Source organism: Cellulophaga baltica (assembly GCF_900102165.1).
In the GTDB taxonomy this organism is placed as follows: domain Bacteria; phylum Bacteroidota; class Bacteroidia; order Flavobacteriales; family Flavobacteriaceae; genus Cellulophaga; species Cellulophaga baltica.
The window spans coordinates 1-14,846 of the sequence record NZ_FNBD01000025.1; the positions used below are offsets into that span (position 1 = coordinate 1).

At 39.9% G+C, this 14,846-nt stretch carries 4 protein-coding genes; all 4 read right to left on the minus strand.

Features of this window, described 5'->3' with window-relative positions:
* Nucleotides 1–4,983, minus strand: a 4,983-nt coding sequence (locus BLQ19_RS20290) for an IgGFc-binding protein (RefSeq protein WP_496559468.1), incomplete at its 3' end; no start/stop codon positions are given.
* A gap of 427 nt (nt 4,984–5,410) precedes the next feature.
* Nucleotides 5,411–6,343, minus strand: coding sequence for a PorP/SprF family type IX secretion system membrane protein (locus BLQ19_RS20295; protein WP_074539578.1), 933 nt, complete (start codon nt 6,341–6,343; stop codon nt 5,411–5,413).
* A gap of 24 nt (nt 6,344–6,367) precedes the next feature.
* A complete protein-coding gene (locus tag BLQ19_RS20300; protein ID WP_074539579.1) occupies nt 6,368–13,762 on the minus strand; it encodes a T9SS type B sorting domain-containing protein in 7,395 nt (2,464 codons plus the stop codon).
* Nucleotides 13,763–14,234: 472 nt separating this feature from the next.
* A partial coding sequence (locus BLQ19_RS20305; protein ID WP_074539580.1) for a PorP/SprF family type IX secretion system membrane protein occupies nt 14,235–14,846 on the minus strand: 612 nt, incomplete at its 5' end.

The following is a 14,846-nucleotide window of genomic DNA, read 5'->3' on the forward strand; positions in this document are numbered from 1 at the left end:
GGTTACACCATCTGCATCACAATCTGCTGCTGCCCAAATAGCATTGGTAGCATCGTATCCTGTGTACCCTGCAGCTTGCGCTGGACTACATGGATTAAGCGAATTAGTACCATCAATTATTTCTTGACCGTTAGTAATACCGTCGCCATCACAATCAGCTGTATTCCATGCAGCGCTTGGTGCTTCAGTTGCACTTGAGATGATATAACTACATAAATCAAGAGGCAGTGTATTATCAATGTTAACTTCTGTTCCGTCAAGAACACCATCTCCATCAGAATCTGGATTATTAGGATCTGTGCCCGCTGTCGCTTCTTCTGTTTCTGTAAGTCCGTCATTATCACAGTCACTGGTTCCAAGTGGCGTTCCACCAACAGAATCACAGTCATTATTAGGGTCTGTACCGTCCAATGCTTCCTGCCCGTCGGAGATACCATCACCATCTGTGTCTGTTAGATTTGGATCAGTTGTATTTCCATTTGGATTTGCCGGAGTTGAAGGGTCATCTACACCTGTAGTCTCTTCATCATTTGTCAATCCGTCACCATCACAATCATTTGTGCCTTGTGGTTGCCAATCTGGATCTGAAGAAGGTTCACATGGATCATTTATTGCGGAGTCAAAGATGTCGCATATATTGTCTCCATCCACATCTGAACATGCTGGAATTGCTATAGACAAAACCGCTGTGTCACATATAGTTCCATTACAAATTTCATAAACAATATATACAAAACCAGGATCCTCACTAGGATCAGCAGTATATGTTATTTCTCCTTTAGCACTATCAACAGAAATAGGACCAATTCCATTAGTTTGTTGTGTTTCTGTAGGGGCTGTAGTCCCAGATGGAATAATTGTTATTGTACTCCCTATTAAGAAGTCATCATTATTTACGACATTATATGATTTTGGAGTGCCTACATCAGCTGAAGTGTTATCATCTACAGCCGTAGGTGTAAAAGGATTCGGGTCTGTTCCGTTACTATTTCCATCCCCATCACAATCTGCTGCAGCCCAAATAGCATAATTATCATCACCGGTAGTTCTTACAGAAGGAACGGTAACATCACAAGGATCAGTTGGATCTGTTCCATTACTAATTTCGGTTCCGTTGGTTTCTCCATCTCCATCACAATCTAGGTTGTTCCAGCTAGTTTCTACATTCGCTGTATTTTGATTTGTACTAAATATACATGGATCTAATGGGTCTGGGTCTGTAGTGTCTGGATCTCCATCACCGTCGTCATCTAAATCACAAGCTCCTATTAATCCATCTCCATCAATATCTATTCCTATTGCAGTTACAGCAGCCACGTTTCCTGTGGTATATGTTGCACTTGATACTAAACCATTCAACAAAATAATTCCGGATCCGTCTGAGACAGTAGCAGTATCTGCATTACTGTATTCAAAGCCATCACTATTATCGGCAGTACTATCATCATACGCTTCGTTTGCGTCTGAACATCCATCCGCATCGCTATCTAAATTGAGATAGTCGGGAGTACCACTCGTAGTTTCTATAGGGCTTATCCCTGAACCTGCTGTATCTGGAACACCTGAAGAACTTACAACTCCATCAGCTTCTCCGTTGTTATCAGTATCGGTTCCTCCTGCTTCGATTACATCATATATACCATCATTATCAGCATCTAAATCAATAGTATCAGGAACTTCATCGCCATCTGAATCGCATGCAAACTTATCAGCATCGACGATTAGTACTGCAGAAATATCCCAATCATCTTGCAACGCAGAGTAATTAAAACAAATATCCATAGTTGCAGCACCTGACCATGGTATGATAACAGAAACATCTGTTAACGCCCCTGATGTAGTTGATATTGGAAAACTACTTAATGAAGCTATCGCACCGTTACTTGCATTAACTGTGGCATTAGTGCTAGAATTATCCCCAGGATTATAAAAAGTTGTATATGTTGTACCATTAATTTGAAATTCCAACGTTGCAACACCACTATTTACTATAATATTACTAGATCCATTTGTTCTAACTAAGAAGTTGAACTTCACGAAAGAAGCAGTAGCTATTGATTGTACATCATTTACTGTGTAACAAATTTGACTATCACTTTCGTTATTTTGATTTCGTGCTCGTATTCCTCCGTTTAAAACTGTCCATCCGCTTCCGAGTGACCAATTATTAAAGTTTTGATCAATTTCTGGTAATGAGCATTCAACAGAATCTAATATGCCGTCATTGTCATCATCTTGATCACAGCCATCTGGTATACCATCATTATCATTATCTTGAGAATCGTCAAATCCATTACATACATCTGTTGCATTTGGCACGCCGTCACCATCACAATCACTTGTTCCAAGGGGAATTCCACCGAATGAATCGCAGTCATTTAGTGGATCTGTACCATCTGATACTTCTTGTCCATCAGTTATGCCATCACCATCTGTATCAGCCAAGTCAGGATCTGTACCTGCAGTTATTTCTTCTGCATAGGTTAATCCGTCATTATCACAATCAGCGGTATCTACAGGAACATAAAGACTGTCCGCTGAAGGAGAACAAGGGTTTGAAGGGTCCGTATCACAGCCATCTGGAATTCCATCACCATCAGTATCTAATGGTTGCTTGTCATCATTAAGACCATTATCATCTGCATCGGGGCCATTATCAATGGTTCCGTTACCGTCAACATCAGAATCAAACTGATTGTTCACCCCATCACCATCAGTATCGGCTCCGTTATCATTTGTTCCATCTCCGTTAACGTCAATATCAGCACCATCAACAATGCCGTCACCATCAGTATCACAATTGCCATCATCAGGATCTAAATGATCAGGTAAACCATCTCCATCGGCATCCGCGGTATTATCTATTGTATCTTCCGAGTCTATAATACCATCTCCGTCAGAATCGGGAGCACCTGGATTATTATCAATATCGGAGAAATCGTTTATTCCATCACCATCGGAATCCGTTCCGTTATTGGCGATACCATCTCCATCAGGATCTATATCCACACCATCTGGAACACCATCACCATCGGTATCTGGATTATTATTATCTGGGTCAATAGCATCTGGTAAACCATCACCATCTGTATCAACAGTATTATCTATTAAGTCATTTTCATCTGTGATTCCATCGCCATCACTATCTGTTGCAGGATCTGCCACATCACCAGGACATGGTGTTGAATCAAATAAATCATTGATACCATCGCCATCACAGTCAGGTCCGTTATCTAAAGTTCCGTCACCATCAACATCGGCATCTGCACCATCTGGAATCCCATCTCCATCTGTATCTATATTATCATCATTTGGATCGCAATCATTAGGCAATCCATCTAGATCATCATCATCAAAAACATATGTAAATTGACTTGTGAATGATTGACAAAAAGCCACATCTATTAGTGCAGAATACGTTCCTGATTGTGTAGGAATAAAAGTATTTCCTGTTTCACCAGGAATAGCTACTCCATCTTTATACCAGGTTATCCCAGCTGGAGGCACTGAACTAATTACAGAAAGTTCATCATAACAGTAATCTAAATATTGATTTGCCTCTAAATAAGGGGCACTACCAAAACTAGAGAAATAACCACCGAATCCGGCATTACCTGAGCCTCCAAATAAACTAACTGCAATTGGATTATTACTACTAACGGAATAGTTGCCATCATTATCAATAGGTATTTTATAAGTAACCCATGTAGTACTGTTAGGTACAGCTTTTTCTGTTTCAGTTGTGGCAGTTCCATTAACAAGTAGTGTAGAACCTGCAATAGTGGTAACCATTAAGCTTGAAGCTGTATATGAGGTTCCTGCAATTACCCTTGGACTTGAAAGTTCATTAAGTTCATTATCATTAAAACATGACAATGGAGGAACGAAGTTTAGACCGTCTGTGTTTGTTGCGCCGTTAATTCCTATTATTGCATGGTGTACATAAACGGCACCCGTAGTTTCAATTAACATGTTTTCGTTAGCTGAAAATTCACTTCCATCAATTTCTAAAAATGTACCATTTTCTACAGAACCATAATAGGAACCATTAACATTAACCGATGTACCATTAGCGGTACCCGTAATAATAACACGTTCGGCTGAGCCTCCATTACCTTGTATAACCACATATTCAGTACCAAGTAACTCTATAGGTACAAGTTGGTCAATTCCTAAATCTCTTCCTCCGGTGTTGGCAATGGCATATAGGGTTCCTCCAGTAGTTACAGCAATAGGTGCCGTTGATTTTATATCAGCTCCGATAAATCCGGTTCTATTGGCAGTGCCTGTATTAGCTCTTACTGCCAAAATGTAGGATTCTCCTGCATCTAGGGTGAAATTTAGAGCATCATCTGTAATTGCACTATCGTCTGTATTACGTTGAATTAATAGATCTGTATCATAGTCTGTTACATCTATGACGGTGCCGTCTTGAGTTGCCATAATACTTAAAACAGAATAACCACCTGCGGCATATGTTGTTCGGTTTGGTGGCCCTGCCCACTTAAAATGGGTACCCAATGCGGATGTACCTTTAGAAGTTAAACTAGCTGCTTGTGAACCTCCATTAACCTTAAAATTAACATAGAAATTTTCACTCGCAGTCAATTTTAGTCCTGAGCCATTGCCATCAATAACATCACCTAGGTTTGCGGTGAGGGCTGAAGCGTACCCACTAGGAGCAGTACCTAAGCTTAGGACGTATGGAGCTCCATTAGCAATATCATAAGCTCCAGGAGTCCCATTGTTACCTGCACCAACAGGATTTCCAGCCCCATCTTCAATGAAAACGGTGAATGTAGTAGATGAAGGTGTAGATAAATGGATTTCTTCGTTCCACCAGTTCCCGCTAGAATATTCGCTACAATACATGGGTGGTATGTAATGCACATCACTTAATTGGGCATAAGAACTAGCAAAAGTAAATGCCAAAAGTATAAAAATTAAGAGTTTCTTTGTAAATGGTTGGTTTTGGATTTTCATAGTTTTAAGGGTATGGTCAGTAATTTTTTTTATCAATATTTTATTAACATTAAGAAGAAAAAAATCATTACAATTTATAACTGGACTCAAAAATAATTTTTCGATGAAATGTTATTTATGTACGATTAAAAGTAAATAAATAAGTTAAAACTTACAAATTGCAAAATAAATAGTCTTATTACTGTAGTCTATTTTATTTATTAATACTTTTAACAAAGTAAAGTATTTGAGAAAGTTATTCGTATTTTTTGTTGTCGAACACCCCTAAAGGTGTGGTCAATTGTAACAAGGTGTCGGTGAACGGTAATTAATTTGGTGGTATGAGCAAGACTTATAGGCAAAAAAAACCTAGTAAAATTTTAATTTTATAGCAGTAGTATTTCTAGATGTTGAGCATCAGATAGTTACTTTGTATAAAGAAACTATTTTAAAAGAATCTTGGTGTTATTACTTTTTTGTATCGTGTTAAGAATTCATAGCGAAGAAAGACTTCAAAAGACCCATCATTAAAACGGGTAGCTCCTAGGTCTGTTGTTTCTTTATCGTACGCTAACCCTAGCATTAATTGTTCTGAGATTTGGAACCCTGCCAATAAACTCACTGCGGCATCCCATCGGTATGCAGCTCCTACAGAAAATTTATCATTAATAAGGAAGTTAGCCGAAACATCTATTTGTAAAGGCGCTCCTTTTACTGCTTTTACAAGCCCTGCAAGTTTGAATTTTAGGTTGGGATTCAAATCAAAAACATAACCTGTTATAAAGTAAATATTTAACCGTTCTTCTGCTAAGAAAGAGGAACTATTGGTTCCTGCACTATCAAAATGTTCTGTCTGTAAAAAGTTAGGAACAGATAGTCCGGAGTAAAAGTTATTGGTATGGTAGTAAACCCCTGCTCCAAAATTAGGAGAGAATTTATTATCCACATTAGGCAAGTTACTTTCGGCACCATAATTTCTAAGTTTAGAGAAATCGACGTTTAAGAAATGTCCTCCTGCTTTTAATCCAAACGAAAGTTTACCTTCTTCAGAAGTAGGGATGGTATAGGAAAATGCGGCATCAAAATACGTATCTTGATTGGTACCATTTCCTATTTCATCATTTACAATAGAAAGTCCTAAACCCACTCTTCTAGACACTGGAGTATGCAGGTTTAAGGTTTGAGTGGTTGGCGCCCCATCTAGTCCTACCCATTGTGAGCGGTGCAAGGCTGCAATACTCAGCACCCCTCGGGAACCTGCATAGGCAGGATTCACCGAGATGGTATTGTACATGTACTGCGTGTATTGCGCATCTTGCTGTGCATGGCCTATAAAGAGTCCCGCTACGGTAATTATTATGGTCAGGAAATATTTGTTCATCGTATCTATTTTAAGGGGAAATTTTTATCTGTTGATGTATAGGTAACCGGACTTGGTAAGGTTATTACCCTCTTTATCGTACTTGATCACATAGAAGTACACGCCGACCGGCAATTCTGAATCTTGGCTTATGGTAGCTCTACCATTTGAAGACCCCCGGAAGGTATTCGTTCTATTATCATAACCGTTCATCTCATAAACGACCACGCCCCATCTGTTATATACCTGCACCGTGTTGTTCGGGTATGACTCGATATTTTCGATCAAGAACTCATCGTTGGTACCATCGTTATCCGGTGTTATGATTTCATTGGTAACAGCTATTCCGCTGTCCACTACCTCAGCGTTACAACCGGCATCAAGTGTTGGAACTCCGTTCAATGAATCACACGGATTCAATGGATCTGTACCATCTTCAATCTCTTGGCCGTCAGGAATCGTATCGCCATCGGTATCGGCTACATCTGGATCTGTTCCGATTGCGTCTTCCTGGGCAGTCGTCAATCCGTCGCCATCACAATCGCTGTCCGGCAACGCCGTACCTCCAACATGATCACAATCATCTAAAGGATTTGTTCCGTCCAATACTTCTTGACCGTCTAGAATCGTATCGCCATCCGTATCTGGATTTAGTGGATCTGTACCTAAAGTAATTTCTTCAAAATCGGTTAAGCCGTCACCATCTGTGTCGCACAATCCATTTGCATTATTTGGGTCACATGGATTTAGTGCATCTGAACCGCTGGCAACTTCATTACCATCGGTAACACCATCGCCATCTGTATCAGGATTGTTAGGATCTGTTCCTAAAGAGACCTCCTGATCTGTTGTTAATCCGTCATTGTCACAATCTGCAGCTCCCGTTGGTGTGCCACCTATCGAATCACAAGAATCATTAGGGTCTGTACCATCCAAGGCTTCTTGCCCATCGGATATACCATCACCATCTGTATCAGCTAAATTAGGGTTTGTAATAATACCAGTAGGATTGGCTGGTGTAGATGGATCGTTCACCCCAGTTATTTCTTCGTTATTAGTCAACCCATCATTATCACAATCGCTTGTTCCTAATGGAGTTCCACCAATAGAATCACAATCATCCAATGGGTTAGTATCATCTGTATTTACCTCTTGTCCGTCAGAAATACCATCGTTATCTGAATCATTGTCTCTAGGGTCTGTTCCTAAAGCAACTTCTTCATCGTTGGTAAGACCATCATTGTCACAATCGCTAGTGCCTAGAGGTGTACCTCCATTAGAGTTACAGTCGTCCAGAGGATTACTGCCATCCATGTTTACTTCTTGCCCGTCATTGATACCATCACCATCCGTGTCTGGGTTATTAAGATTTGTTCCAATAGCAATCTCTTGATCATTGGTCAAGCCATCATTATCACAATCTGCAGTTCCAAGTGGCGTACCATTTGTAGAACTACAAGAATCATTAGGATCTGTGCCGTCCAAGGCTTCCTGCCCATCGGAAATTCCATCACCATCCGTGTCTGAATTATTAGGATCTGTTGTTTCACCATCAGGATTTGCTGACGTAGAAGGGTTGTCAACACCTGTTGTCTCCTCTCCATAGGTTAATCCATCACCATCGCAATCACTAGTAGCCACAGGCTGCCAATCTGGATTTGACATTGGAATACAAGGATCATTAGGAGCAGGATCATCTACATCACAAATATTATCGCCATCCGTATCAACACAGGTTGGAATGGATATGAAAACCGTTGCTGTTGCACATACTGTACCATTACAAACTTCATAGGTTACAGTAACCGTTGAGTTGTCTTCAGCGGCAATTGCTATATAGGTTAGTTCTCCTGTAATAGGGTCAAAAGTAACCGTACCTGCAGCGGTACCACCTGTAATTGTTACCGTACTACCAATTAGGAAGTCATCATTGAATAAAATATTCAATGTTTTAGGTACACCAACATCTGCTGTAGTATTGTCGTCAACTGCCGTTGCTACTGTTGGGTTAGGGTCCGTTCCGTTAGGATTACCGTCACCATCACAATCACTGGTTGCCAAAGGTGTTCCTCCAATAGATTCACAATCGTTGTTTGGATCTGTACCGTCTATAGCCTCCTGGCCATCGTTGATGCCATCGCCGTCAGTATCGGCATCGCGAGGGTCTGTTGTGTTACCATTCGGATTTGCCGGAGTTGAAGGATCATCTACACCTGTAGTTTCCTCATCGTTTGTTAATCCGTCGTTATCACAATCACTTGCTCCTAATGGTGTTCCACCAAATGAACTACAATCATTATTAGGGTCCGTGCCATCTAAAGCTTCTTGTCCATCAGATATACCGTCACCATCTGTATCTACTAGATTAGGGTCTGTTGTATTTCCATTTGGATTCGCTGGGGTCGAAGGATCATCTACACCTGTAGTCTCTTCATCTTTCGTCAATCCATCATTATCACAGTCACTAGTTCCAAGAGGTGTTCCACCAACAGAATCGCAATCATCGTTTGGATTAGTGCCATCTAAAGCCTCTTGCCCATCAGAGATACCATCACCATCTGTATCATTTATATTTGGATTTGTACTATTTCCGTTAGGATTGGCTGGAGTAGAAGGATCATCTACACCTGTCGTTTCTTCATCATAAGTTAGTCCATCATTGTCGCAATCACTTGTTCCAATAGGCGTACCACCGATAGAACTACAAGAATCATTAGGGTCTGTACCATCTAAAGCTTCTTGACCATCAGATATACCATCACCATCTGTATCTACTAGATTAGGATCAGTTGTATTACCGTTAGGATTAGCCGGAGTTGAAGGGTCATCTATACCTGTAGTTTCCTCATCATTGGTTAAACCATCGTTATCACAGTCACTGTTTCCAAGTGGTGTACCACCAACAGAATCACAGTCATTATTAGGGTCTGTACCATCTAAGGCTTCCTGCCCGTCTGAGATTCCATCACCATCCGTATCTTCATCCATTGGATCTGTAGTTTCACCATTAGGATTTGCCGGAGTTGAAGGGTCGTCTACACCAGTAGTTTCTTCATCATATGTTAATCCGTCCCCATCACAATCACTTGTTCCTACTGGTAACCAATTAGGATCGCTCATAGGAGCACAAGGGTCATTGGGCGCCGTATCATCTACATCACATATATTATCACCATCTGTATCTACACATGATGGTATGGTAATATTGACCGTAGCATTTGCACATACGGTACCGTTACATACTTGGTAGGTTACGGTGACCGTATTATTATCTTCTGCAGCAGTTGCTACATATGTTAATTCACCAGTAGCTTGGTTTAACGTTATTGTGCCAGCAGACGTTCCACCGGTTATCGTTATAGTACTTCCCGCTGCAAAATCGTCGTTAAATAGAATATTTATAGTTTTTGCAATACCAACATCTGCCGTAGTATTGTCATCAACTGCAGTTGCAACTGTTGGGTTAGGGTCTGTGCCGTTAGGATTACCGTCACCATCACAATCACTCGTAGCTAAAGGAGTTCCTCCAACAGATTCACAATCGTTATTAGGGTCTGTGCCGTCTAAGGCTTCCTGCCCATCTGAGATGCCATCACCATCGGTATCTGTTACATTTGGATTTGTTGTATTTCCGTTTGGATTAGCTGGGGTAGAAGGATCATCTACACCTGTCGTTTCTTCATCGTTAGTTAATCCATCATTGTCACAATCTGCTGTTCCAAGTGGTGTACCACCTATAGAACTACAAGAATCATTAGGATCTGTTCCATCTAAGGCTTCTTGACTATCTGAAATTCCGTCACCATCGGTATCTACTACGTTAGGGTCTGTTGTATTTCCGTTAGGATTTGCCGGAGTTGATGGATCATCTACACCTGTAGTTTCTTCATCATTCGTTAAACCGTCGTTATCACAATCGGCAGTTCCAAGTGGTGTACCACCTATAGAGCTACAAGAATCATTAGGGTCTGTACCATCCAAGGCTTCTTGACCATCTGAAATTCCGTCACCATCGGTATCTACTACATTTGGATCTGTCGTATTTCCGTTCGGATTAGCTGGAGTTGAAGGATCATCTACGCCTGTTGTTTCTTCGTCGTTCGTTAAACCGTCATTATCACAATCGGCAGTTCCAAGTGGCGTACCACCTATAGAGCTACAAGAATCGTTAGGGTCTGTACCATCTAAGGCTTCTTGACCATCGGAGATACCATCACCGTCGGTGTCTTCATTTGTGGGGTCTGTTGTTTCTCCGTTTGGATTTGCTGGGGTAGAAGGGTCATCTACGCCTGTTGTTTCCTCTTCATTTGTTAGTCCATCACCATCATCATCGCAAGCACCGCTTGTTACAGTATCATCTGTTGAACTTGTGCTTGACTGCCCTATGCCTGCAACTAAAGGTATTCCTGTATTTGGGTCAACTCCCCCCGTTAGTCTTCCATTAGCATCAATATCATCCAAACCAAAACCGCCATCACCTTCTAAGGCGTCTGGGCAGCCATCGCCGTCTGAATCGTTATTTAAAACATTTGGAATATTGTTGGTATTGCTATCACATCCCAATAAAGTAAGATTAACATTATCGATACCAATATCATTACCGGCACTACCATTTGATTGTGAATTTAAGATTACGAAGTTTGATAGATTGGTAGTCGCGGTAAATCTGACCTCAATCGTTCTCCAAATATCATCATTTAATACACCTAAACCAGAAGAATTTACCGATGCTATAATCACATTAGTGGCATCTTCAACATTAAGACTAAGGATTGGAAGATCCCCACAATTTTCGCAAAGACCAGCTAAAGCTATCTGAAAAACATAATCTTGCCCTATTTGAGTGTTTAACGAATTGATGCGATATATTTCAGACGGGATAGGAATCGACGAATCCACATTGACTACCAAATACCTTCCGTTGGTATCACCACTGGCATCAACATTGCCATTTATATTGGTTCTGTTGTAAAATTGTAATCCAGGATTGGAAGAATTAGCTACAGCATAAAAACCGTCTCCAACGGCACCTGAAGCCCTGTAGCCATGGTTAACTACATTTGCATCACTTGCTCTGGTTGAACCAAAACCAAAATTATTATTGTATATTTCTTGTACAAGAATTTTACTTGGAGTTGGGCAATTTTGATTTTCATCAGTATCCAAAATACCGTCATTATCATCATCTTGATCACAGCCATCTGGTACACCATCTAAATCATTATCTAAGCTATCGTCAAAACCCTCGCATATGTCTGTTGCATTTGGTACACCATCACCATCACAATCACTTGTTGGGAGCGGTGTGCCACCAACGGAACTACAGTCATTTAAAGGATCTGTTCCGTCAATTGCTTCTTGAACATCACTGATACCGTCACCGTCATCATCTGTATCTGTATTATCTGGGGCACCATCGCCATCCGTGTCGGCAAAAATGGTCACCTCTTCATCTAAATCATCGGTAATAGTATTTACTTCGGTTGTAGATTCATCAAAAGTAGCCGATATGGTATTGGTCACAGTAATATCCGAAGGAACATCATTTGCCGTAGCAACTATGTCAAGTGTATATAACTGACCTCTTTGCATGGTCCCTATCGTCCAATCTGGAGCAGACCATGTACCTGAACTAGGTGTTGCACTGAACAAGGTAAATTCTGTTGGTAAAATATCTGTAATGACCAAATTGTTTATCGCGTTAAAACCTAAATATTCGGCCGTAATCGTAAATGTAACATCATTACCGGCAATGATAGGATCCACATCGTCTATTTTGGTCAACACCAATTCTGGCGCACAACTGTATACGGATAGTATGGCAGAATCATAGGTGCAGCCACCTTTGGTTACCCTTACAAAATAGTCTCCAGGGGTATCAGGGGTAAATGAACTATTGGTTTCACTTGCAATTATAGCACCATTTTTAAACCATTGATAGGCATCAAAACCACCAGTGGCTTCAAAAACATCTGCAGGCAAACAACCACCACCTGTAACGTCGAGTTCTACAACCGGAACTGTATCAAAACCAGAAAAATAACCAGCTATACCTGCATTGTTATTTGCGCCTAAAAAACCAACGGCGATAGGTCCTGTAGAATTAACGGATACGTTACCTGTAAGTCCACTTACAAAAAAGGTTTTCCATTCTGTTGTTCCCGCAACTGGTGTAGATGCCGGTAAAGCTACATTTCCAGTACCATCTGTTACGGTTATATTACCATCTGGTGTCGCTGTAGAAGCAACTACGGTAACACCACCATTAAAGTTTAAACCGTCGACGTCTTGTATATTCGGAATATTGCTTAAGACACTTGGTAATAAACAATTTACAGGAGCTATAAAATTAAGACCTAGCGTTTGTATACCAGAAGCACCAGTTAAACATTGATAGGCATAAGCCTCTTTGGAAGTAGTCACAAACATGTTCGCACCTGCTGCATTTGAAGAATAGTTACTACCTGGTATTTCAAAATACTCTCCGTTATTAATTGTTGCTATGGCGGTTGCTGAACCATTAACAAAAATTTGAGTATTATTTTGTGTTCCTATAATAATTGGAAATTCGGTTTGATTGTTAGTTTGTCCATTTCCACGAATAAACACATATTCTCTACCCAATACATTTTCTGGCACCGGTTGGTCTATAGCTGCATCTCTTGCACCAGAGCCACTATCAACTCCTACATTAAGACCACCATTACTGATTACAATTTTCCTGTCTGATTTGATAGAAGCTCCAATCCAACCATCAATATTAGCTGTTGTTTGGTTTTTTGCTGCCTCTAAAACATAGGTCTGTCCAGCATTTAAAGTTATTTGGATGGCATCAGCGGTTATTCCACCTCGGTTTGCACCCAATCTAAATTCGCAACTAGGGTCATAGCCAAAAATATCTACTACGGTATTATCAACGGTAGCCATAATACCAAGGGTGGTGGTTAGATTGGCATTGTTGGCTCGGTTGGGAATACCGCCCCATTTGAAGCTGTTTCCAGCGGCGGCGCGACCTTTAGATGTTAATGAAGTTGCTTGAGATCCAGAGCGCCCTCTATAGTTCACATAAAATTTTTCGCCCCCTAGGGCTTCAAAACGAAGTCCGCTATTACTAAGAACAACACCTGTATTAGTTTCGTCAACAAGACTAATATTATTGTCACCATCAGAAACATTATACTGCCCAGGTGTAATATTTGAAATAGACAAGGTAGCGACAGGAGTAGCACCAGTTCCTTGATATACATTTACATTGAAAGCCGTAGCTTCTGGAGTAGAAAGATAAAATGCCTGTTGAACAATTGCTTGATTATTAGAAACCTGTTTTAATGGTGGTAAATAATGCACATCGCTTAGTTGCGCATAGCAACTACTTGCAGTAAAAAAAACGAGTAAAATTTGAATTACTGATATTTTAAACTTAATGTATTTTCTTTTCATGATTGTTTTGGTAAATGATTGGCGGTAAAGTACCTTTTAAGATTTTATTAACAAGAAAATAAATTCAGTTTGAATGCAACTTTCAGTTCAATATAAAATCGATATAATCGTTCAACGGCTGTATTTCTATGTTAAAATACAATTTTATAGGATAAAACTTACTTATTTGTATATTAAATCATTAACTAAAAAATTTTTATGTGTTAATTATTTATAAAGTAAGACTAATTATGAAGGAATTTTTAAAAATTGTTGTGTTATGTACAATTTTGTGTGGTCAAATGACCGATAAGTGTCGACAAGTGGTAAATTAATATATGGAGATTTAGTATTTTTTATGTAGGAAATATACGTATCAAGCGAATTTTACATAAAAAAAGGATAAAGCTGAAGCTTGTGAACGACTTCAACTAAATCCTGTTTATTTTCTGATGTTGAGCATCAGATAGTTACGCATTATAAAGAAACTTTTTTAAAAGAATCGTGGTGTTATTACTTTTTTGTATCGTGTTAAGAATTCATAGCGAAGAAAGATTTCAAAAGACCCATCATTAAAACGGGTAGCTCCTAGGTCTGTTGTTTCTTTATCGTACGCTAATCCTAGCATTAATTGTTCTGAGATTTGGAACCCTGCCAATAAACTCACTGCGGCATCCCATCGGTACGCTGCTCCTACAGAAAATTTATCATTAATAAGGAAGTTAGCCGAAACATCTATTTGTAAAGGCGCTCCTTTTACTGCTTTTACAAGCCCTGCAGGTTTGAATTTTAGGTTGGGATTCAAATCAAAAACATAGCCTGTTATGAAGTAAATATTTAATCGTTCTTCTGCTAAGAAAGAGGAACTATCAGTTCCTGCACTATCAAAATGTTCTGTCTGTAAAAAGTTAGGAACAGATAGTCCGGAGTAAAACTTATCGGTATGGTAGTAAACGCCTGCTCCAAAATTGGGAGAGAATTTATTATCCACGTTGGGCAAGTTACTTTCGGCTCCATAATTTCTAAGTTTAGAGAAATCGATGTTCAAGAAATGTCCGCCTGCTTTTAATCCAAACGAAAGTTTACCTTCTTCAGAAGTAGGGAT

Bases quoted from the DNA above. Each gene is read 5' to 3' on its own strand.
- BLQ19_RS20295 (WP_074539578.1), bottom strand. From the start codon at position 6,343: ATGAACAAATATTTCCTGACCATAATAATTACCGTAGCGGGACTCTTT.
- BLQ19_RS20300 (WP_074539579.1), bottom strand. From the start codon at position 13,762: ATGAAAAGAAAATACATTAAGTTTAAAATATCAGTAATTCAAATTTTA.